The sequence below is a fragment of the Spirosoma areae genome, assembly GCF_054781775.1.
The window spans coordinates 369,850-389,612 of sequence record NZ_BAAGTT010000024.1; the positions used below are offsets into that span (position 1 = coordinate 369,850).

Annotated in this window: 21 protein-coding genes; 8 read left to right on the forward strand and 13 right to left on the reverse strand. The window is 50.9% G+C overall.

The window, feature by feature from the left end; all coding sequences use genetic code 11:
• Positions 1–12: 12 nt before the first annotated feature.
• Both ACYVI1_RS11890 and ACYVI1_RS11895 read right to left on the reverse strand, forming a co-directional pair.
• Entirely contained in the window at positions 13–1,440 is a 1,428-nt protein-coding gene (locus ACYVI1_RS11890; RefSeq protein ID WP_460910243.1) for a DEAD/DEAH box helicase, read from the reverse strand.
• Positions 1,441–1,518: 78 nt separating this feature from the next.
• A complete protein-coding gene (locus ACYVI1_RS11895; protein ID WP_460910245.1) occupies positions 1,519–2,415 on the reverse strand; it encodes a fructosamine kinase family protein in 897 nt (298 codons plus the stop codon).
• Positions 2,416–2,504: 89 nt separating this feature from the next.
• Here ACYVI1_RS11895 and ACYVI1_RS11900 point away from each other — a divergent pair, with 89 nt between their 5' ends.
• A complete protein-coding gene (locus ACYVI1_RS11900; RefSeq protein WP_460910247.1) occupies positions 2,505–3,716 on the forward strand; it encodes an anhydro-N-acetylmuramic acid kinase in 1,212 nt (403 codons plus the stop codon).
• 39 nt (positions 3,717–3,755) lie between these two features.
• Here ACYVI1_RS11900 and mog read toward each other — a convergent pair whose 3' ends face one another.
• The 3 genes from mog to ACYVI1_RS11915 form a co-directional block, all read right to left on the reverse strand.
• Positions 3,756–4,280, reverse strand: a complete 525-nt coding sequence (mog, locus tag ACYVI1_RS11905; RefSeq protein ID WP_460910249.1) for a molybdopterin adenylyltransferase — start codon at positions 4,278–4,280, stop codon at positions 3,756–3,758.
• 75 nt (positions 4,281–4,355) lie between these two features.
• A complete protein-coding gene (locus tag ACYVI1_RS11910) occupies positions 4,356–6,176 on the reverse strand; it encodes a glycosyltransferase (RefSeq protein WP_460910251.1) in 1,821 nt (606 codons plus the stop codon).
• Positions 6,177–6,271: 95 nt separating this feature from the next.
• A complete protein-coding gene (locus ACYVI1_RS11915) occupies positions 6,272–7,261 on the reverse strand; it encodes an isoaspartyl peptidase/L-asparaginase family protein (protein WP_460910253.1) in 990 nt (329 codons plus the stop codon).
• An 80-nt stretch (positions 7,262–7,341) separates the two neighbouring features.
• Here ACYVI1_RS11915 and purU point away from each other — a divergent pair, with 80 nt between their 5' ends.
• Positions 7,342–8,199 (forward strand): formyltetrahydrofolate deformylase, encoded by an 858-nt coding sequence (gene purU, locus ACYVI1_RS11920; RefSeq protein ID WP_460910254.1) that lies wholly within the window; start codon positions 7,342–7,344, stop codon positions 8,197–8,199.
• A gap of 34 nt (positions 8,200–8,233) precedes the next feature.
• On the opposite strand, the gene ACYVI1_RS11925 is transcribed toward purU, so the two are convergent.
• Positions 8,234–8,965 carry a copper homeostasis protein CutC gene (locus ACYVI1_RS11925; RefSeq protein WP_460910256.1) on the reverse strand — a complete coding sequence of 244 codons (732 nt, stop codon included), beginning with the start codon at positions 8,963–8,965 and terminating at the stop codon, positions 8,234–8,236.
• Positions 8,966–9,214: 249 nt separating this feature from the next.
• Between ACYVI1_RS11925 and ACYVI1_RS11930 the strand changes: the two genes are divergently transcribed.
• Positions 9,215–9,436 carry a DUF2795 domain-containing protein gene (locus tag ACYVI1_RS11930; RefSeq protein WP_009284883.1) on the forward strand — a complete coding sequence of 74 codons (222 nt, stop codon included), beginning with the start codon at positions 9,215–9,217 and terminating at the stop codon, positions 9,434–9,436.
• A gap of 153 nt (positions 9,437–9,589) precedes the next feature.
• On the opposite strand, the gene ACYVI1_RS11935 is transcribed toward ACYVI1_RS11930, so the two are convergent.
• Positions 9,590–10,072 carry a sterol desaturase family protein gene (locus tag ACYVI1_RS11935; protein WP_460910258.1) on the reverse strand — a complete coding sequence of 161 codons (483 nt, stop codon included), beginning with the start codon at positions 10,070–10,072 and terminating at the stop codon, positions 9,590–9,592.
• A gap of 231 nt (positions 10,073–10,303) precedes the next feature.
• On the opposite strand from ACYVI1_RS11935, the gene ACYVI1_RS11940 reads away from it, so the two are divergent.
• From ACYVI1_RS11940 to ACYVI1_RS11950, 3 genes are all read left to right on the forward strand, one after another.
• Entirely contained in the window at positions 10,304–10,972 is a 669-nt protein-coding gene (locus ACYVI1_RS11940; RefSeq protein ID WP_460910260.1) for an AlbA family DNA-binding domain-containing protein, read from the forward strand.
• 68 nt (positions 10,973–11,040) lie between these two features.
• The gene (locus ACYVI1_RS11945; RefSeq protein WP_460910262.1) at positions 11,041–13,101 is read left to right on the forward strand and encodes an OPT family oligopeptide transporter; all 2,061 of its coding nucleotides are present in this window, start codon (positions 11,041–11,043) and stop codon (positions 13,099–13,101) included.
• A 39-nt stretch (positions 13,102–13,140) separates the two neighbouring features.
• Positions 13,141–13,710 (forward strand): hypothetical protein, encoded by a 570-nt coding sequence (locus tag ACYVI1_RS11950; protein ID WP_460910264.1) that lies wholly within the window; start codon positions 13,141–13,143, stop codon positions 13,708–13,710.
• A 9-nt stretch (positions 13,711–13,719) separates the two neighbouring features.
• On the opposite strand, the gene ACYVI1_RS11955 is transcribed toward ACYVI1_RS11950, so the two are convergent.
• Both ACYVI1_RS11955 and ACYVI1_RS11960 read right to left on the reverse strand, forming a co-directional pair.
• The gene (locus tag ACYVI1_RS11955) at positions 13,720–14,019 is read right to left on the reverse strand and encodes a chaperone modulator CbpM (RefSeq protein ID WP_460910266.1); all 300 of its coding nucleotides are present in this window, start codon (positions 14,017–14,019) and stop codon (positions 13,720–13,722) included.
• Positions 14,020–14,030: 11 nt separating this feature from the next.
• Complete coding sequence (locus ACYVI1_RS11960) at positions 14,031–14,948, reverse strand: DnaJ C-terminal domain-containing protein (RefSeq protein ID WP_460910268.1); 918 nt, start codon at positions 14,946–14,948, stop codon at positions 14,031–14,033.
• A gap of 232 nt (positions 14,949–15,180) precedes the next feature.
• Here ACYVI1_RS11960 and ACYVI1_RS11965 point away from each other — a divergent pair, with 232 nt between their 5' ends.
• Positions 15,181–15,684, forward strand: a complete 504-nt coding sequence (locus tag ACYVI1_RS11965; protein ID WP_460910270.1) for a DUF6265 family protein — start codon at positions 15,181–15,183, stop codon at positions 15,682–15,684.
• 19 nt (positions 15,685–15,703) lie between these two features.
• Here ACYVI1_RS11965 and ACYVI1_RS11970 read toward each other — a convergent pair whose 3' ends face one another.
• Positions 15,704–16,303 carry a hypothetical protein gene (locus ACYVI1_RS11970; RefSeq protein ID WP_460910272.1) on the reverse strand — a complete coding sequence of 200 codons (600 nt, stop codon included), beginning with the start codon at positions 16,301–16,303 and terminating at the stop codon, positions 15,704–15,706.
• A gap of 181 nt (positions 16,304–16,484) precedes the next feature.
• On the opposite strand from ACYVI1_RS11970, the gene ACYVI1_RS11975 reads away from it, so the two are divergent.
• Positions 16,485–16,979: a VOC family protein gene (locus ACYVI1_RS11975; protein ID WP_460910274.1), complete on the forward strand. Its 495-nt coding sequence runs from the start codon at positions 16,485–16,487 to the stop codon at positions 16,977–16,979.
• 15 nt (positions 16,980–16,994) lie between these two features.
• Here the strand turns inward: ACYVI1_RS11975 and ACYVI1_RS11980 are convergent, their stop codons facing one another.
• The 3 genes from ACYVI1_RS11980 to ACYVI1_RS11990 all read right to left on the reverse strand — a co-directional run bounded on the left by ACYVI1_RS11980 (position 16,995) and on the right by ACYVI1_RS11990 (position 19,677).
• Positions 16,995–17,840, reverse strand: coding sequence for a 3-keto-disaccharide hydrolase (locus tag ACYVI1_RS11980; RefSeq protein ID WP_460910276.1), 846 nt, complete (start codon positions 17,838–17,840; stop codon positions 16,995–16,997).
• A 92-nt stretch (positions 17,841–17,932) separates the two neighbouring features.
• Positions 17,933–18,529 (reverse strand): 3-keto-disaccharide hydrolase, encoded by a 597-nt coding sequence (locus tag ACYVI1_RS11985; RefSeq protein WP_460910278.1) that lies wholly within the window; start codon positions 18,527–18,529, stop codon positions 17,933–17,935.
• A gap of 26 nt (positions 18,530–18,555) precedes the next feature.
• Positions 18,556–19,677 (reverse strand): lactonase family protein, encoded by a 1,122-nt coding sequence (locus ACYVI1_RS11990; protein WP_460910280.1) that lies wholly within the window; start codon positions 19,675–19,677, stop codon positions 18,556–18,558.
• Positions 19,678–19,763 lie beyond the last annotated feature (86 nt).

Sequence of the window (19,763 nt, forward strand, 5' to 3'; positions counted from 1 at the left end):
ATTCTCTCTAAATTACCGACTGCCGCCACGCGGTCCCGACCGCTTACTGCCACCGGCTCTACTCCCAGCCGAACGACCTGGTTTTGGGCTTGTTCTGAGTGTAGGGCCACTGGCAACTCTGGAGACTGGTTTCTTTGCACTACCAGGTTTTGCCTTCGTTTTTAACCCGCTTTTAGGCCTGTGCGAATTCTTTGCTTTTTTCTCATGAAAAGCGCCCAGAAAGGTTGGGTCTTCTTTCCGGCGCTGGTCGTCAATCTCGCGCAGCATAGCCTGCTGCTCATCGACAGGGGTTTCAGTTACCTCAACAGCAGGTGGCAGGGGTTTGCGGGGAATACTCATGCGAATAATTCGCTCAATTTTCTGCACATGATAGTCCTCCGCTATCGTCAGAAACGTAATAGCCTCGCCCGAGTGGTTGGCACGACCGGTGCGGCCAATGCGGTGCACATAATCTTCGTAGATGAGCGGCAAATCAAAGTTGATAACATGGCTTACCTCAGCAACATCAATACCACGGGCGGCAACATCCGTTGCAACCAGCACCTGCACATTGCCTTCTTTAAAGGCGTCCATGGCATTGATCCGGGTATTCTGGCCTTTATTGGCGTGAATGACCCGAATCTTGTCCGTCTCAACCACTTTTCGGGCCAGAAATTTATAAATATTATCGGCATTGCCTTTCGTGCGGGCAAAGATGATGACCCGCTGGAACGTGTCCTTATTAATGAGATAGTCCAGCAGATTAATCTTCGTGCGAAAGTTGGGCACTTCGTAAATCACCTGACTAACCATCTCGGCGGTTGATGCCTGGGGAGTCACTTCTACTTTAATCGGAGCCTCCAGGAATTCACCCGATAGTCGCTCAACCCGCCCGCCAAACGTGGCCGAAAACAGCAGGTTTTGGCGTTTCGTCGGAATGACTTCCAGAATTGACCGAATTTGAGGCATGAAGCCCATGTCCATCATTTTGTCGGCCTCATCGAGCACCATTGTGCGAATATCTTTCGTCACGATTTCACCCATCCGATACAGATCCATGAACCGGCCTGGAGTGGCAACGAGAATATCCACGCCTTTCCGGAGCGTTTCAATCTGTGTTTTGGGGCCAAGACCACCATATAAGGCCAAATGGCGCAGGTCGGTATACTTGCCTAACTCGCCGACAGCCTGATTAATCTGCATAGCCAATTCACGCGTCGGAGCCAGAATCAGCGCACGCGGGTTGGTTCCCTGTGCGTATTTGATTTTCATGAGAATTGGCAGCAGATAGGCGGCTGTTTTGCCGGTGCCGGTTTGGGCAATGCCCAGCACGTCGTGATTGCCCAAACTCAGCGGAATGGTCTGTTTCTGAATTGGCGTTGGCTCCGTGTAGCCCAGGTCGGCCACAGCGTTGAGTAACTGCCGGTTCAGCTCAAATTGGTCAAAAGAAGTGATTTCCATAGATGGTAGCCGCCAGTCGATGGTCAATAGATGTTAGTTACTACGGCTAATATCTATTGACCATCGACTGGCGACTTATTAAAACTGTTTCAGTACACGCTCTACGCCACTAACGTAGCCTGAGCCAAACAGATTCACATGAACGAGCAATGGGTAGAGGTTATAAATGGCCACTCGCTCATCGAATCCGCTGTAGAGCGGAAAGGCTTCGTCATAAGCCTCATAAAAACGTTCGTCGAAGCCTGCGAATAGTTTGGTGAACGCAAGGTCGGCTTCGCGGAAACCATAATAAACTGCCGGGTCGATAAGGGCCGGGTTTCCGTCTTCATTGACCAACACATTGCCCGTCCACAAATCGCCGTGAAGCAGGGCAGGCCGTTCGTTCGGAAGCAGGTCGGGCAGGCGGTCGCGGAGTCTAAACAGGGCGTCGTAGGCCTGTTTAGGTAATAATTCCTTATATAAGGCTAAACCAGCCTGGGGCAGGAGCCGATGGGCGAAAAAAAAATCGAACCCGTCGGCGGTAGGCGTGTTTATCTGGGGCAGTGAGCCAATGTAGTTGGTAAAATGTAGCCCAAATTTGGACTGCGTATGGGAATGGAGAGATGCCATCGACTGACCGAGGGTTTCCCAATAGGTTTTGGTGGGCTTTCCGGGGTCAATGTATTCCAGAATGATGAACGACTTGTCCAGATGGCGCCCGTGCCCGACAACGTGCGGAATTGTCAATGAATTGGTCTGGCGAAGAAGGTCAAGCCCTTTTGCCTCTGCATCGAACATGTCGGGCAATTCAGGGGATGAAAGTTCTGTTTGATTCCATTTGACGAAGAAAACTCCTTCCGACGAAAACACCTGCGCTGCTGTGTTGATGTCGCCACCGGATAAAAACTGCATATCAAACACGTCGACTGAGTGGCCTACTGCTGAAAATAGAATGCTTTCAAAAAAAGAGAATTGCTCGTCGCCCCAGAAATCCATGCGTAATTTGCGTAGCGGCTGTATCTACAAATGCCATTCCTCTAAGGTATCGTATTTTAGAGCACAACCGTATAATCAACATCATTTTTATGAACGCACAAATTCAGCATCTCTACGACATTGCCCGAAAACCCGAACGACGCATTATTGGCCTGATGTCGGGGACTTCGCTCGATGGCCTCGATGTGGCCCTTTGCCGAATTTCGGGCTGCGGTTCTGATACGCATGTTTCTCTGGAACGTTTTGCTACCGTGCCATATGCCGATGACCTGAAGAACAGTATCCGTACTGTTTTTGCCAAACAAACCATTGACTTTGAGCAGCTTTGCCTGCTTAATCCGTATATCGGGCGGCTGCATGGTCAAATCATTATCGACTGTTTGCAGGCGTGGCAGATTGCGCCCAATGCGGTGGACCTTGTAGCCAGCCACGGCCAGACGGTTTATCACGCCCCCAAAAGCCAGCACCAGCAGGACAAGTTTCCCAATGCCACCCTGCAAATTGGGGATGGCGACCATGTGGCCGCCATAACGGGGATCATTACGCTCAGCGATTTTCGGCAAAAACACGTAGCACACGGGGGCGAGGGCGCTCCCCTGGCTGTTTATGGCGATTATTTTATGTTCTCAACGCCCGGCGAAAACCGCATTCTGCTAAACATGGGTGGTATTGCCAACTTTACCTATTTACCTGCTGATGGTGATGCTACCCATGTATTCACAACCGACACCGGGCCGGGCAACACGCTCCTGGATGCCTACGCCCGAAAACTGCTGGGTAAAGCTTACGACGAAGACGGTAAACTGGCAGCTCAGGGGCAGGTTAATAAAAATCTGCTCCATGAACTAAAAAGAAATGCTTTTTTCGATGCCCCATTTCCCAAAACAACCGGGCCTGAAGTCTTTAACGAGCCTTATGTTGAGGACGCTCAGACCCGTAGCCAAACGACCCAATTGTCTCCCGCCGACCTAATGGCTACGCTTGTTCAATTCAGTGCCGAAACCATTGTCGAGGCTATCAGGCGCGTGATGCGTGAAGGAGAAACGTACCGCAACGCCGGACCGCATATCTACATGAGCGGGGGCGGAATGCATAATCCTGTACTCACGGGCGCCCTTCAACAACTCCTACCCAACTGCGTTTTTGGCCACACCAATGAACTTGGCATCAATGGCGATGCGAAAGAAGCGGTTTTGTTTGCCGTGCTGGCCAACGAGAGCATAGCCGGAGGAAATACCTCGTTTGGAGACCGGCAAGGCGTTCCAACAGTTTCGATGGGAAAAGTAAGTTTTCCGGGGTAGTTCCAGGTTAACCTGAAAGATTGAACATGAAACCTGGAACTAACTTTTTGGCCTGAACACCTTCATCTTTCCCTCGTTTGTTGTTAGAAATGGTCCGCCAATGAGGTCGATGCAATAGGGAATGGCTGGAAAAACAGCGGACAGGCATTCCCCAATCGCTTTGGGTCTTCCTGGCAAGTTCAGAATAAGCGTTTGATTGCGGATGCCAGCCGTTTGGCGGGATAAGATAGCCGTTGGCACATAGTTAAGACTCTCCTGGCGCATCAGTTCTCCAAAGCCGGGCAGCATTTTCTGGCAAACGGCTTCGGTCGCTTCGGGGGTTACGTCGCGGAGGGCCGGGCCGGTGCCGCCCGTTGTGACAACTAAGCAGCAACCTTTCCCATCAGCTAACTCAATCATAGTCGCTTCGAGCTGGTCCTGCTCGTCGGGAATAACACGGTAAATGGGCTCCCAGGGGCAGGTCAGCCAGTCGGTTAACAAACTAACAACGGCTTTACCCGGAGTGTCTTCGTAAACCCCCGCGCTGGCCCGGTCGGAAACGTTTATAATGCCGATACGAATCATAGCCTAAAATGGTTACTGTAGAATGTTAGCATTGACCAATCATTCTACAGTAACCAGTATAGAGTAACCATTAATTCAAAACTTCTTCCGTTTCAACGCCAAATCATGGGCGGTGTCGTAGTAGGAGCGTAGGCTGCTCCAGTCGAAAACGTCGGCGATGCTTTCCACACGGTTGCGTTGCTGGATGCGGTCGCGCTGAGCCATTCTAACAAACCGGTAAAGTACGTCGGCTAACTGATCGGCCGCTTCGTTGAAATTCTGCGTCCGTCGGTTAATGACATAAATGCCCCGGTTTTCGTAGTCACGCATGATTTGCATGATAAAATCGCCAAAGCCCGACTGGTCGCTCGTGACAGTTGGAATACCCCGCACCACGCATTCTAAAGGGGTATAGCCCCAGGGTTCGTAATAACTGGGAAAAACGCCGAGGTGACAACCCCGCACAAACTGGCTGTAGTCAAGCCCAAACAGAGGATTCGTAGAGGCAATAAAATCGGGGTGGTACACGATTTTAACCCGGTCATACTCATTGTTGACTAAGTTGGCCTGCCGGATAAACCGCGTCATATCGTCTTCCTGCACCAGATTATGCGTTACAAAGGGCGGCAGGTGTTTGGTTTTCCAGCTTTGCACTGTCCGCCGGAGCCGGAGTCGCCAGTATTCATCCACGAAATTGTTCAGATCAGGCAGGGTTGTGCCCTGCGGGTCGGAAGCAGCCGCCTGGAAGAGCCGCTCACCCACTTGTTTTTCGATGCTCTCGCAGGTTTCCTGAATTTCATCGAGCAGGGCACGCGAGTGCAACACATCGGGATTGATGGACGTATACGGCTGTTTCGTCACCATGAACATCACGATGGTCATGTCCATGTTGGCTTCCCGCATTCGGACGTTCAGTCGGGAGAGGGCCTCAAGCGTTAGGTCGTAGCCTTTGTTGGAGAATTCAAAACGACCCGATGTGAAGAAATAAAGCGTTTTTTCCAGATCGAATGAATAACTCTGGAAAAAATGGCCCATCACGAATTCGTGAATCTTCTGCTTGTATCGAACGTGCAGGTTTTGAAATTCGTGGACAGCCGCAAACCGAGTGACGTTCAGGCCGTTGGGCAGAACAAGGTCGGGATTTCGGCCCAGAAAAACTTCGCATTCCCGCGCCGTTACGTCGCTAACCGTTGTGAATACGTGCGATTGCAGGGCGGCTAATCGCTCAATGGTTGCCTGGGTTTCAATGCCGTAATGCTGGGCTTCGCGTTTCCAGTCGAAAAAGGGGAGTTTGCCATAAAAGCCTGGTTCGTTCTGAGCCAGATACCGCCCAAGCATGGTGGCATGGGTCGTGAATACCGTAGCGACTTTTACATTATTCTTACGTAAATCGGGTAAGCCCGTGCTGGCCATCCACTCGTGAAAATGAGCTACGAAATCAACGCGTTTGGCATGACCTTCGGCTAACAGGGTGATGAACACCCGAACCATTTCACCAAACGCAATAGTCTGATTAACAAGGTCCTCAACGTTCAGGGTAGATAACTGATGATTGATCCAAAGCTGCGTTTTTATTTCGTTGAGTTGGGGAACGCTGATGCTGCTGATGTCAAACAGGACTACGCGCGGACGACCTGTAACGAGCCAGTAGCCATATTCGACGCGATGTCCCAACTCCCGCATCTTACGAACGGTTTGGCCGATCTCGGTCTCATCGGAGTCAGTGATAGGCTCAAACTCGGCGGCTGCCCGTTGTGGAAAATAGGGGCCTAAGGCAACGTAGTTATCGTCCCACTTTTCGACCATTGCCGGCACTTTCGACCGAATAACCGTGTAAATCCCACCTACCTGATTACACACCTCCCAGGCAATCTCAAGTAGTAACTTCCGCTTCGATGTTGAAAATACCGCTTCCAAATTAGTTAATTGTTTTAGCAAAAAGGTAACTTAAGTTGACGTGGCCCGTCTTTGTCCTGCAAGTAAATGATATAAACAAGAAAAGATAAATTTGTTTATTTTAAATAAGACCTGGCGTCGGTCACCTGCGTTTGTTGATTAGCGGACAGCGTGTAATTAAAGCCTGGCTGAATACTGAATGCACCGTGTTCACCTTGCTTGTTTACGGCCAGAAAGCCAACCTGTATGTCGTTGAATTCCTGCTTCTTAACAATTCGCAGGGCGGCTTCTTCACAGGCTTGCTGAGGTGTTCGGCCCTGGCGCATCAGCTCCACCACCAAAAAAGAACCACAAGTACGCATCACCAATTCACCTAAACCGGTTGCACAGGCACCACCAATTTCATTATCAACAAAAAGACCAGCCCCAATAATCGGTGAATCGCCTACACGACCATGCATCTTGTAAGCCAGCCCACTGGTTGTGCAGGCCCCCGACAGATTCCCCTGACTGTCGATGGCCAACATGCCGATAGTGTCGTGCCGCTCGATGTTGGCAATGGGTTTGTACTTAGCCGTTCTGAGCCATTCACGCCATTCCTGTTCAGCTTTCTTAGTGAGCAGATTTTCTTTTTTAAACCCCTGAGCGAGCGCAAAGCGGAAGGCTCCCTCGCCACTGAGCAGAACGTGGGGCGTTTTTTCCATAACGGCCCGCGCTACGGAAATAGGGTGCATAATGTGTTCCAGAAATGTCACCGAACCTGCGTTGCCTTTCTCATCCATAATGCAGGCGTCGAGGGTAACGTGGCCATCGCGGTCGGGTCGGCCACCGTAGCCCACGCTCATGTCTTCGGGATCGGCTTCGGGTACGCGAACACCCGCTTCAACAGCGTCTAAAGCACGTCCTCCCCGGTCCAGAACGGCCTGAGCAGCCGCATTCGCTTTGGGTTGTTTCCAGGTCGAAAGTACCAGAGGACCGGGGATGGGTGGGCTGGCAACCAGGGAATTCGTAGCGGAACTGGCTACGGGCCGGACAGTACTGAATGAGAAGGAGGGAAGCAGCCCGGCCAGCGAACTCAAAGTCAGGAAACGGCGTCGATTTACCATAGATAGGAAGCTTATGGCCCAAAATAAAGGAATTAACGGTTGGCATTTACTACTTTTAGCCAATTTATTCAAAAGCTGACATGACCCTGCCCGACAAACATATATTACTCATGGATGGCCCCGACAGCAAGGGCTTGATTTATCAGGTGACGGGTGTGCTTTATGGGCATAACCTTAACATTATTCATAATGATGAGTACGTTAGTCCGTCGGGTCAGTTCTTTATGCGGACCGAGTTTGAGGCCGGAGTCGCGCCCGACGAGTTCGACAACGAGGCCCTGCTAACCGAGTTGCAGACGACCATTCGTGGTCCTGGAATTACCTTCCGACTGAATCCGAAACGCAGGAAAAACATTGTCGTGATGGTCACTAAGGAGCATCACTGTTTGGGAGAGTTGCTGATTCGCTACGCTTTCGATGAGTTGGATGCTGATATTCTGGCGGTTGTGAGCAATTATAACACTCTGCAGCCTTTAGTCAGTAAATTCGGTATTCCGTTTCATTATGTGTCGCATGAGGGCAAAACCCGCGAAGAGCATGAAGAAGCCATTTTACGGACGCTGGCGCTCTATGATCCGGAATATGTAGTACTGGCCAAATACATGCGCGTGCTGACGCCGGATTTTGTCAATTACTTTCCGAATCGGATTATCAATATTCACCATTCCTTCCTGCCCGCCTTTGTGGGAGCCAATCCCTATCGGCAAGCCTACGAACGTGGCGTAAAAATCATTGGCGCAACAGCCCATTTCGTTAACAATGAACTGGATGAAGGACCGATTATTGCCCAGAATGTGAAAGAAGTAGACCACCGGCACACAGCCGCCGACATGGCAACAGAGGGCAAAGACGTCGAAAAAATCGTGTTGTCGCAGGCGTTGAAATTAGTCTTCAACGATCGCGTCTTTATTGCCGGAAACCGGGCCATAGTGTTGTAGCGCGGGTTTCCACGGCAGCCGCCGACCGTCCGCGCTACAACGCAGCTTGCCTAACAACCGCCCGAATTTTCTCCTCATTCGCTTCTGTATATTCGTATTCGCCGGGAACGGCAGACGCCATCGAAACTGACGGCTGACGGTAGTTCATTCGGCTATCCCGTTTTTGACTGCCACTCAGGTGCAGCGCATCAACCCCCGCCTTAATCAATTGTCTGGCGTTTTGGGCATTTACGCCCGCTCCGGCCATTAGCTCGATTCGTCCGGCTGCCTGTCTGGCTAATTGATTTAATACGGAAACGCCCGCTTCGGCCGTCTGATGCTGGCCTGACGATAGAATTCGGACGGCACCCGTGCGGATTATGGCTTCGAGGGCTTCGAGCGGGTTGCGGGTCATGTCGAAGGCCCGGTGGAAGGTAACGGGCAATGGCTCAGCTAATTCGACTAATTCCCGTGTTCGATGTTCATCGACGGTACCGTCGGCCTGTAATAAGCCCAGTACAACGCCATCGGCGCCCAATTCTTTAGCCAGCGCAATATCTGCTTTCATAACGGCTAACTCACTGTCGGTGTACAGGAAATCGCCCCCGCGAGGCCGAATCATCACATAAAACGGGATAGTCAGGTGCTGGCGGACCAGATTAATCAATCCCGCACTGGGCGTTGTACCACCATCGGCCATGCCACCGCATAGCTCAATCCGGCTGGCCCCGGCTTGTTGGGCTATCAGGCAGGAGTCGAGTGAATAGGCACAAACTTCGATTGTCATCAGTAGCGGACAGGGGGACAGGGCGAACAAAACATACACGAAATGAAATAAGTAAAAGCAAGTCTAAAGTTTCATCGTTAAAAATATATTCACATTACCACAAACAAACATCGGTTTTGTGCGTTAATCGCCTAAATCCCGGCAAACGAATCGCTGATAAACATTTTTGCTAAAAATAGCTTGGATATTAACTGTTTTTTTACTTTTGCACCCTCATTAAGAAAATAGCCATTAAAATACGGACACACTATGTACTGGACACTCGAACTGGCATCTTACTTAGAAGATGCCCCCTGGCCCGCCACCAAAGACGAACTGATTGACTATTCGATTCGCTCCGGTGCCCCCCTCGAAGTTGTCGAGAACCTACAGGAACTCGAAGACGATGGGCAACCCTACGAAAGTATTGAAGAAATTTGGCCGGATTATCCAACCAAAGATGACTTCTTTTTCAACGAAGATGAATATTGAGCCTTTGGGCGGTTGCCTTACAAAAAAGGCGTAATCCTAAACGAATGGATTACGCCTTTTTTATGTGGTGCGAGCAGAAGCCCGCAAAGCCGCAGGCTAAGCCATACGGATAAAATACTATACACCTTAGCCTACGCGGACCAGCGGTCCATGCTACAAGGGCTTCGATGTTGTCTCGTGCTTTTTGCTCTTCACCGCCCGATCATATTTTTTAGGAGCGTACAGAAAGCCGAATACTTCGGCTCCTTCCCTCGTATGCACTTTATGGTGGATGTAATGCGCCCGCATAATGCGTTGCATGTAGCGGCCGCTGGTATCAATTTTCAGCTTCACCCGCCGATGAACGATTACGTCGTGGAAAATAAAATAAAAGACCCCGTAGAGAGTAACACCCGCCCCGATCCAGGCCAGAAACTGCCACTCAGGAAATTCAACACCGATAAGAATCAGACTGATGGCGGTCATGCTGAACACAACGGCGAATAAATCATTCATCTCAAAAAAACCGTTGTGATGATTGTGGTGGTCGCGGTGCCAATGCCACAAAAAACCGTGCATTACGTATTTATGGGTGAACCAGGCAATGCCCTCCATGAAGCCAAAAGTCCCTAAAACCAACGCAACGTTTACCAGCATTTTAGTGTTTCTATAAAATAAATAAATGATGTAAACTGGATAATGAACAATGCTTTTCTTAGCGAATATTCAGTCTATATAGTTCATTATTCATTCACTTGGTAACGGTTTGTTTTGACGAAAAGTTAACGCAAACTAACAGAGTTTTTCAACGTAAAAGAGAGATACTGCCCGAACACTTGCAAGTTTGTTGAAAAGCAGTATCTTTATCCCAATTCAGTGCTCAACCAGATGAACCCATCGGTTATGGACTATCAGGCACTCAAAAACCTGGTCAGACGGGGAGAGGGTAGCAATTTAGAGTTCAAGCTGAAAACAAATCATCCCGAGAAAATAATTCGGGGCGTGGTCGCCTTCGCGAATACAAATGGCGGTATCATGCTTATCGGTGTCGGCGACGACAAGAAAATTCCGGGGCTGAAATACGCCGATGAGGACGAATATCTGCTCGTCCGGGCCATCAACAAATACTGTTTTCCGCGCATCTCCTACACCATCGACCGGGTGCAACTCTACGACGAACGTGAAGTTCTCGTGATTCGGGTACCCCGCAGCCCCACTCGCCCACATTACATCATTCCTGACCCGGACAATCCGGATGACAAAAAGGCTTACGTGCGCGTGGGCGACAAATCGGTGCAGGCCAGCCGCGAAGTGCGCGAGATTCTGAAAGGCGAACAGGCCGAGCGCGGCATTCGCTTCAGCTACGGCGAGAAAGAGAAAAAACTCATGCAGCATCTCGGCGAGCATAACAGCATCACCGTCGATTTATTCGCGTCTGTCGCTGGCATTTCGCGCCGGATTGCCTCCCGAACGCTCGTCTTGCTGGTTTTGGCCAATGTGCTGGAGATTCACCCCAGCGATGTAATGGACCAATACACGACGCGGGCCATGCAGTAAAATTGGGTATATGTTGGGAAAGTCTTACTTTGTGATGCTCAGTTAAGCGTATCGCAAAATCAACGACTATGTCCAAAACCGCCATCGCCCATAAGCCGTTTATCCCCGCCACCGAGTCGCCAGCGGAGTTCACCCTCAAGGCCATTATTACGGGGGCCGTATTTGGCATTTTGTTCGGGGCCGCCACCGTCTACTTATCCCTTAAAGCGGGCTTATCGGTATCGGCATCTATTCCGATTGCCGTACTGGCCATTTCGCTCGGTCGTCGGTTTCTGAACACGACCATCCTCGAAAACAACATTATTCAAACGACGGGTTCAGCGGGCGAGAGTATTGCGTCGGGGGTGGTGTTCACCATGCCGGGTTTTCTGTTCCTGACCAACGGCAGCGGGGCTGATTTCTTCAACTACTGGACAATTCTGACACTGGCAATTCTGGGCGGGCTGATTGGCACGCTCATGATGATTCCGCTGCGTCGGTCGCTGATCGTGCAGGAACATGGCACCTTACCCTACCCCGAAGGAACGGCGTGTGCATCGGTGCTGATTGCGGGCGAGAAAGGGGGCGATTTTGCGAAAACGGCCTATCAGGGCCTGGGCGTTGCGCTGTTGTATGCGTTGCTGCAGAAAGTGCTGCACGTTATCGCCGAAGTGCCGGTCTGGGCAACTAAACAAACAAACCGGTATTTTCCGTCAGCGCAGGTTGCCGGTGAGATTACGCCGGAGTATCTGGGTGTTGGCTACATCATCGGCTTTAAGATTTCGGCGGTGTTGGTTGGCGGTGGTATTCTGGCCTGGCTGGGGCTGATTCCGCTGCTGGCGTCGGTTGTTCCCGGCGATACGATTGCCCTGCAATTGCAGAAACTTGGCTACCTCGCTAATCTGCAAACGGCGGGCGGACCGGGCGGCTGGAATCCAGCAACGCATACCTTTACGGATACGGCTGCGGCTATTTATCGGGCCTACATCCGGCAGATTGGCGCGGGAGCCGTTACGGCGGGTGGGTTCATGACGCTTCTTAAAACCATTCCGACGATTGTCTCCTCCTTTAAACAAAGTTTTACCCGATCGTCTATCAACGCCATTGAAAAAGAAGATGCGTTGAGTGGAAGTAACCGGGTGCCGCGTACCGAGCAGGATTTGAGCGTTCGTATTGTTATTATCGGAAGTATTGCGCTGACTGCCTTGATGGTTATTCTTCCGCAAATTCCCGGCGATTCGCTGCTGACTAAGTTATTGATTGCCGTACTGGTGATTGTTTTCGGCTTCTTTTTTGTGACCGTTGCCAGCCGGATTGTAGGCCTGATTGGGTCGAGTTCGTCGCCGGTGTCGGGCATGACCATTGCCACCATCATGGGAACATCGCTCGTGTTCATTGGTTTTGGGCTGACGGGTAAAGTGTATGAACCCGCCGTTTTGGTCGTGGGCAGCATGATTTGCGTAGCGGCTGCCAACGCGGGGGGCACGTCGCAGGATTTGAAGACAGGTTATTTAGTTGGCGCAACGCCCAAATACCAGCAAATGGCCCTGTTTATTGGGGTCATCGTCTCGTCGTTAGTGGTGGGCGCGACCGTGAAGGTTCTCGATACACCTACGCCCGATTTGCTGGCGCAGGGCATCACCCACGCCATCGGCTCCGACAAGTTTCCGGCCCCGCAGGGAACGCTTATGGCTACGCTCATCAAAGGCCTCCTCTCCTTCAACCTCGACTGGCAGTTTGTGCTGGTTGGGGCCTTCATTGCCTTTGTGTTCGAGTTAGTTGGTGTCAGTGCGCTGGCGTTTGCCGTTGGACTCTACCTGCCGCTGTCAACCACGCTGCCGATTTTTATTGGCGGACTCGTTAAGGCCATCGCCGAGTGGAACGCGAAACGGAAGGGCACCGTCGAAGAAGACCCTGATCTGGGCAAAGGCAACCTGTTCGCAACCGGGTTGGTTGCCGGGGGTGCCCTTGCGGGCGTCGTGGTAGCCCTGCTGTCGGTCAATGAGTCAATTTACAATGGCCTGACAGCGATGACGCTGGAGCCTGCACTGGAAGGGGCTTTGGGCGAAGGCGGGTATATGCTCCTGGGTGCCCTCGCGTTTGCCGGACTGGCTTTTATTTTATGGCGCATTGCAGAGAGCAGGCGTTGATTGATTGTTTTTGTTCACTCCTTCCAACCGTTCTCAATCATGCTGAATGCGCTCTCGTCCTCCTTATACCGTATTGCCTCCTGGAAAACGCTGCTACTGGCTATTGTGCTGTATATACCATTTAATACCTACTTCCTGAAAAATCTGGAAGCGCGGATGAACGCCTTAGCCGGAAAAGAGATTGGCCCAATCGACCTATTGTTCGACTATAATCCGGCTAAAATCAGTCAGATGGTAGCCGACTATGGACCTGAAGGGCGGGCTGTATATGCTCAGGGAGCAATGGTCGTTGATACAGCTTATCCACTTGTTTACACGTTCCTATTCTGCATCGTTCTCTCACTGCTATTCCGAAATCGGTCTTACGCGCCGTTTCAGTTGGTTAACGTGCTGCCCGTTGGGATTTTATTATTCGACCTGCTCGAAAACGCCTGCATTGTCTATTTGCTTAAAAGCTATCCAAGTTCGTCAGCGGGGATGGCATCGCTATGCTCGATATTCACCAACCTAAAATGGGTTATGACGGCGGTCTTTTTGGTACTGGTCATATATGGCGTGCTGCGGTTGGTTGTGGGTAGAAGGGAAACTGTGCTGGAGAAAGACTACTAACATTCTATGTCAACTGCCCAACGGCTCATAGAAAATTAACCGATTCTGAAGCTGAGTTACTTGATGCTGAAGGTTCTCAACCCGTTCCAGCAATTCACTTACCACGTCTAAGTCGTCGGGATGAATCGACAAATCCTGGTGCAGCCGAACAAATTTTTCTAAAAGCGGCAGTTGTTCGGGCTGCACATAGACTGCCTGTTCAACAGTAATTGTTTCGACAAGGCCGCGTTCTTCCAGCGTCTGGATGAAAGCAATTCCGACATGATGATAGACGCAGAATTCGCTGATGGATATTAAATTAGGTTGCATGGGAGATAAGGTCAAAGGCTGGCTAATTTTCGGAATAGTTCTTTCTGCTCATCGGTCAGGTTAGTTGGCAGTTTGATTTGCCACTGCACGTAGAGGTCGCCAAACGAGCCTTCCTGTTTATATACAGGAAACCCTTTGCCCTTCAGCCGGACTTTGGTGCCGTTCTGGGTTTCGGGCGGTATAGTGACTTTCACTTTACCGTCCAGCGTGTCAATGATTTTTTCGCCCCCAAGCAGGGCCGTGTACAGATCAATCGCTTCATCGACGTATAAATCATTGCCTTTGCGTTTGTACCGGCTATCGTCGGCAATAACGAACGTAATGTACAAGTCGCCATTGGGACCGCCGTTCATACCCGGCGAACCGTAGCCTGCCAATTTAATTTTCTGCCCATTCTCGATGCCTGACGGGACCGTAATGCGAATATTTTTCCCATCGACGGTCAGCGTTTGCTTATGCGTTGTATAAGCATCGCGCAGGTTCAGATGCAGCTCAGCCTGGTAATCCTGCCCCCGGAACGTGGCCTGTTGCCGATTACTTTTAGGGCCGCCCTCCTGCCCAAACATAGACGAAAGAAAATCCGAGAAACCGGCCCCGCCAAACCCATCCGAAAAGTCATAGTCGCCGGTGTTGCCGGAGGTGGATTGCGGGCGTTGCTGCTGTTGCTGTGCATCTCTATGCCGGGCCTGCTCAAACTGCTCGGCATGTTGCCAGTCTTTGCCGTACTGGTCATATTTTTTGCGCTTTTCGGCGTCACTCAGCACTTCGTTAGCTTCGTTAAGCTGCTGAAATTTCTTATTGGCCTCCGCGTCGTTCGGATTCAGGTCGGGGTGATGTTTGCGGGCCAGTTTTCGGTAGGCTTTCCGAATGTCGTCGTCCGAAGCTGTTTTCGGAACGCCCAGAAGGCTGTAGTAGTCGATAAAGTCCATACGGGGTGGGGGCTGGCTGTAGTGGTATCCGGTCTTATAAACTCGGAAGGGGAGGGGAAGGTTGTGTTGAAGAGTAGATAGGGAGACTGCTCTAACGGAAAAAGCTGTGCTTAGCTAACAGCACTTACTCGTTTCGGCATGACTCGCTACCTTCCAAAACCGTTCTCAAATAGAAAGTTTAAACAGCTTCTATCGTATCTTGCAATCCAACAAAATCATTTCCCTAAACCCTATGAAAACCGCTCGTCTGCCCCTCCTTTTCTTCGGCTGCGCCCTTACCTGTTTCAGTCTGTTTGCCCAAACTACGGCCAAAACCGGCTCACTATCCGATGTTGGTTTTATGGAAGGGCGTTGGCTGGGTACGTTTAATGGCGGCCCCATCGAAGCGGCCTGGATAGCGCCCGCTGGGGATAACCTCGCCGGGTTTATGCGGATGATGCGCGACAACAAAGTGACGATGTACGAAATGCTGATTTTTGAACAAACCGAACAGGGGCCGGTGGTGCTGGTAAAGCATTTCAAACCTGGCCTGATCGAGCAGGAAGAAAAAGACAAATCGGATCGCTACAAATTCATCGAAGCGAGTACCAACCGCGCCCTGTTTGAAAAAGAAGATGGCTCCATCCGCATCATCTACGAAAAACGGTCTGCTGATCAATTAGTCATTCAGCGGGGCCAGCAAAAAGCGGGCAAGTGGGACTTTACCGACTTGTTTGTGTTCAACCGCGTTCGGTAGACCGTGAATAAACAAAGGCTTATTGCCGTTCAAATTGATACGTTTTGCCCGGCTCCAGCAACGGATGCGGCCCTTCGAGGCTGTTATCAGAAAGCGTATAAGCGGCATTCTCGAAAAATACCTCGGCAATCCAGGGTTCAAACCGAAATTCGAAGTCGTTATGGGCTTTGTTCGTAATAGGAAAAACAGAATAGCGGTCCGGGCAAAGTTCAAACCGTAATGAAATCGCTTCGGCGGGTTGTTTCGCAAAATGGGCCTGCCCGTCGGCGTTGGTCATTCCCCGGCGGATGTCGGTGCCGTTTTTAACCGCGCAGTCAACATAACGCAGGATTTGTTTGTTCGGATCGGCAATACGGACGGTGATCGTAGTGCCCGGAACGGTTCGGCTGGAAACTAAGGCAAAATCTTTTGGCGGACGTGGGCGGCTGGTCAGCATAACTTGATTACCCTGCTGTTTCCAGGTGCCGCGCCCCATTCGGTCGAGTGCGCCGTAAGCGAAAAAGAACTCAAACGTAGAATCGGCGTTGAGTCTGATGCCTGACCCTACTTCCCGAACGCCCAATAGAGAGTATTCTCCGGTTATTGGCTTTTGGGTGGATTGAGCGTTTGAAGAAGTCATAATGAGGCAAACGAGTAGTGAAACGACTGGTATAGGAACAGGTAGTACCATGGCTTGTCTATTTTGTATTCAAAGCTACAGCCCCTGGAAGGTGACCAAAAGGGCCACTTGCTACCTGGAGGTGAATCGCTAATAAACAGAGGAGAATTACTCTTAACTCACAGTTCTTAAGGAATATAGTATGAATCAGGCTCCCTACACCATTCCCGACCAAACCCGCATTGGTCATGTTCACCTGAAAGTAGCCGACCTCGACCGTGCCCTGGCTTTCTATCGCGACTTGCTGGGTTTCTCGCTCATAACCCTATATGGCAAAGAAGCCGCGTTTATTTCGGCTGGGGGCTACCATCATCACATCGGGTTGAATACGTGGTACAGCAAAGACGCGCCACCGGCCCCGGTTCGGTCGGCGGGGCTTTTTCATACGGCCATTGTCTACCCGACCCGCCGGGATTTGGCGGTGGCATTGCAGCGACTCATCGACGCAAAATATCCCATTACAGGCGCGTCGGACCATGGCGTATCGGAAGCGATCTATCTCAACGACCCGGATAAAAACGGTGTTGAACTCTACTGGGACCGCCCGCGGGAACAATGGCCGCATAAACCCGATGGCTCCGTCGAGATGTTCACGCATTCGCTGAATTTGGAGGGGTTGCTGGCGGAGTTGGCGTAATTTTTTGCAGCGACTCTACCGGAGCAGTTCAGCCGGTAGCTGACGGATGTGGCGAACCTGGATATTCCGATAAAAGACTTCGGCTCCTTCTGACTGAAGCTGAATTTTACCTTTTGTAAGCGGTACTACCTGCCCATCAATCAGATGCCGCGTATGAGTCAGCATCAGGTTGACCTTGCCATTCAGAACATGCAGGCACGTATCGCCCACACAATAGAGGTCAACCACATTCCATTGGCCCGATGGTTTTTCGTTGTCCGGCTGTTTGAGGCATGAACGCCCGACCGGCGTTTTATCCTGAAAGGTGATGGGTGTGGCATCGGGCTGATAGACGTACTTTCCGTTGTCGTCTTTGCGGGCGGCAATATCGGCCAGCACATTCATCACTCCCCAGTAGTCACCACAATCCCCTTCCTGAATCTGAAGCTCAAACGATTCCATCCAGAGCATAGGCGTTCCGTGCGGCCCGACGCTGTGGTACAGCAGTCCACTATCGCGGGGCTGGTCGAGTTTAGGCGGCCATTTTTTATTTCCCCACTTAAATTCCAACCGAAGATGGTAGTTCTCAAACTCAGCCAGTGTATTGATGCCGCCGAAGGTTTCGCCCGATATTCGTAATGCGGATTTGCCATCTACCTTCGTCACCGAAAAAACGTGGTTTGGATCGTTGTCCAGACCAATCGGCGAAGCTTGTTTATCCTGGCTGCCAGCAATGTATGGCCGATCAAGATACGTTTCCCAGCCGTCGAAGTCTTTTCCGTTGAATAATGACTGCCACTTACCCGAATTCGAGGTAGATTGCGCGTTCAGCAACGCAAGGGGAAACAGACTGAGACATCCGGATAGGAAGAGCAATTTCATGATCATTCGATGTGTAGCAAAGAGAAATTAAGGGGATACTAAACTCTTAAAACAGAATGCCCTAATCACAAGCGATTAGGGCATTCTGTTTTTTAAAGGGATTGCAGTTTTAAATTCCGCCAGCGGACTTTGATGCCACCACCATCATGGATTTGCAGGGCAACCGAACCGTTGCCCTGACCAATCTTCTCATCGTGAAAATCGACCATCGGCTGCCCGTTGAGGAACGTCTGTACATGGTCGCCTTCTACCCGAATGCGAAGCGTATTCCACTCGCCGGGCTTCAGAATAGTCTCCTTTTCGTCGGGAATTTGAACCAGCCAGTTCCGGCCATAGGATTCGTAGATTCCGCCCGTATCGTGGTTTGGTGGCGCCACTTCGACCTGCCAGCCGCTAATTTTCGTTCCGTCGATGGTCGAGCGGAAAAAGACGCCACTGTTGCCATTGGCTTCCTGCCTGAACTCCAGCGAGAGGTCGAAGTTTTTGTAGAATTTCTCGGTGGCCAAATACCCATACTTCTTATCGGGACCGCTTTCGCAGACGAGTTCGCCGTTGTCGACGTACCATTTTTCGGTACCGTATATTTTCCAGCCCTTGAGGTTTTTACCGTTGAACAGGTTTTTCGTTTTGGTCGGAGCCGCCATCACAAACAACGCGAGCAGCAACACGGCAGTGATTGATTTCATCATGTGTTGTAAAACGATTAATAAAGAGTTTAACGTGAGGCCATAATTAGGCAAACCGGTGCCGGAACGCTTACCGACTGGCCCGTATAGGTCAGCTTGCCCGTTTTCTGGTCGCGCCTGAAAATAGTGATCGTATCACTATCCTGATTGGCTACGAACACAAAGTCGCCTTTGGGGTCGATCAGGAAATTGCGCGGGGTTTTTCCTTCGGTTGATTGGTTGCCAATTTTGGTTAATTTACCATCCGTACTAATGGCGAAAATAGCCAGCGAATTGTGCCCCCGGTTCGATTGATAGAGAAACTTACCATTCGGATCAACGTGAATGTCGGCGCTGGTGTTTTTCCCGGTAAAATCGGCAGGCAAGGTGCTTACGTTATCGGTAAGCAGCGTCAGAGCGCCGGTTTTGGCATCGCGCGAAAACACCGCTACCGCCGACGTCAGTTCTTCAACTAAATACGCGAATTTCCCATTTGGATGAAACGTAAAATGGCGCGGCCCTGAACCGGGTTTTACAGTTGCAAACGGCATTTGAGCCGGTTTTACTTTGCTGGCTTTTACATCGGCTTCGTAAATATGGAGTTTGTCGGTACCCAGATCGGCCACGTAGACGAAGCGATTATCAGGCGCAAGCGTGACCGAATGAACATGCGCTTTTTCCTGCCGTTCCGGGTCGGGTCCGGTCCCGGAATGTTGAACGCTATCGGTGGGTGCACCCAGCGTGCCGTTGGCGTTGATGGGCAATACCGCCAGGCTTCCTCCACCATAATTAGCGACAAAAGCTGTTTTGCCGGTTTGGTCGACACTAATGTGACAGGGCCCCCGTCCTACTGACGACTGGTCATTCAAAAATTTTAGTTTACCGGTAGCCTGGTCTACGGCATAAGCGCTAACACCCGTTGGGGCACCGCCTGCTTCATTCACCGAATACAAGAACTTTCCGGTGGGATGAAGGGCCAGAAAGGATGGACTTTTGGCGTTGGAGACGGATTGCAGCGGCTTCATGGTGCCTGCCTTCCGGTCAAATTCAAACACGTAAACCCCCTCGCTGCCCCGAACCGAATAGGTACCAACATACATAATTTCTTTACCCGATTGTGCCTGTGCTGTCATACCTGCTCCAATCAAAACAGCCAATAGTAGCTTGTTCATAAAAACAATGATGAGACGCGCTAAGAAGCACAATTACGATGCAAACTACCGATATGGCTTGTAGGTAGAGTACAGTCTATTTCCAA

What these genes read in the sequence shown, in the direction of transcription:
- ACYVI1_RS11960 (WP_460910268.1), bottom strand. Translation starts at nt 14,948, where the DNA reads ATGGACTTTATCGACTACTACAGCCTTCTGGGCGTTCCGAAAACAGCT.
- ACYVI1_RS11985 (WP_460910278.1), bottom strand. Translation starts at nt 18,529, where the DNA reads ATGATGAAATCAATCACTGCCGTGTTGCTGCTCGCGTTGTTTGTGATG.
- ACYVI1_RS11980 (WP_460910276.1), bottom strand. Translation starts at nt 17,840, where the DNA reads ATGAAATTGCTCTTCCTATCCGGATGTCTCAGTCTGTTTCCCCTTGCG.
- ACYVI1_RS11970 (WP_460910272.1), bottom strand. Translation starts at nt 16,303, where the DNA reads ATGACTTCTTCAAACGCTCAATCCACCCAAAAGCCAATAACCGGAGAA.
- ACYVI1_RS11955 (WP_460910266.1), bottom strand. Translation starts at nt 14,019, where the DNA reads ATGCAACCTAATTTAATATCCATCAGCGAATTCTGCGTCTATCATCAT.
- ACYVI1_RS11890 (WP_460910243.1), bottom strand. Translation starts at nt 1,440, where the DNA reads ATGGAAATCACTTCTTTTGACCAATTTGAGCTGAACCGGCAGTTACTC.
- ACYVI1_RS11895 (WP_460910245.1), bottom strand. Translation starts at nt 2,415, where the DNA reads ATGGATTTCTGGGGCGACGAGCAATTCTCTTTTTTTGAAAGCATTCTA.
- ACYVI1_RS11935 (WP_460910258.1), bottom strand. Translation starts at nt 10,072, where the DNA reads ATGCTGGTAAACGTTGCGTTGGTTTTAGGGACTTTTGGCTTCATGGAG.
- ACYVI1_RS11945 (WP_460910262.1), top strand. Translation starts at nt 11,041, where the DNA reads ATGTCCAAAACCGCCATCGCCCATAAGCCGTTTATCCCCGCCACCGAG.
- ACYVI1_RS11950 (WP_460910264.1), top strand. Translation starts at nt 13,141, where the DNA reads ATGCTGAATGCGCTCTCGTCCTCCTTATACCGTATTGCCTCCTGGAAA.
- ACYVI1_RS11975 (WP_460910274.1), top strand. Translation starts at nt 16,485, where the DNA reads ATGAATCAGGCTCCCTACACCATTCCCGACCAAACCCGCATTGGTCAT.
- ACYVI1_RS11990 (WP_460910280.1), bottom strand. Translation starts at nt 19,677, where the DNA reads ATGAACAAGCTACTATTGGCTGTTTTGATTGGAGCAGGTATGACAGCA.
- purU (WP_460910254.1), top strand. Translation starts at nt 7,342, where the DNA reads ATGACCCTGCCCGACAAACATATATTACTCATGGATGGCCCCGACAGC.
- ACYVI1_RS11925 (WP_460910256.1), bottom strand. Translation starts at nt 8,965, where the DNA reads ATGACAATCGAAGTTTGTGCCTATTCACTCGACTCCTGCCTGATAGCC.
- mog (WP_460910249.1), bottom strand. Translation starts at nt 4,280, where the DNA reads ATGATTCGTATCGGCATTATAAACGTTTCCGACCGGGCCAGCGCGGGG.
- ACYVI1_RS11965 (WP_460910270.1), top strand. Translation starts at nt 15,181, where the DNA reads ATGAAAACCGCTCGTCTGCCCCTCCTTTTCTTCGGCTGCGCCCTTACC.
- ACYVI1_RS11915 (WP_460910253.1), bottom strand. Translation starts at nt 7,261, where the DNA reads ATGGTAAATCGACGCCGTTTCCTGACTTTGAGTTCGCTGGCCGGGCTG.
- ACYVI1_RS11930 (WP_009284883.1), top strand. Translation starts at nt 9,215, where the DNA reads ATGTACTGGACACTCGAACTGGCATCTTACTTAGAAGATGCCCCCTGG.
- ACYVI1_RS11900 (WP_460910247.1), top strand. Translation starts at nt 2,505, where the DNA reads ATGAACGCACAAATTCAGCATCTCTACGACATTGCCCGAAAACCCGAA.
- ACYVI1_RS11940 (WP_460910260.1), top strand. Translation starts at nt 10,304, where the DNA reads ATGAACCCATCGGTTATGGACTATCAGGCACTCAAAAACCTGGTCAGA.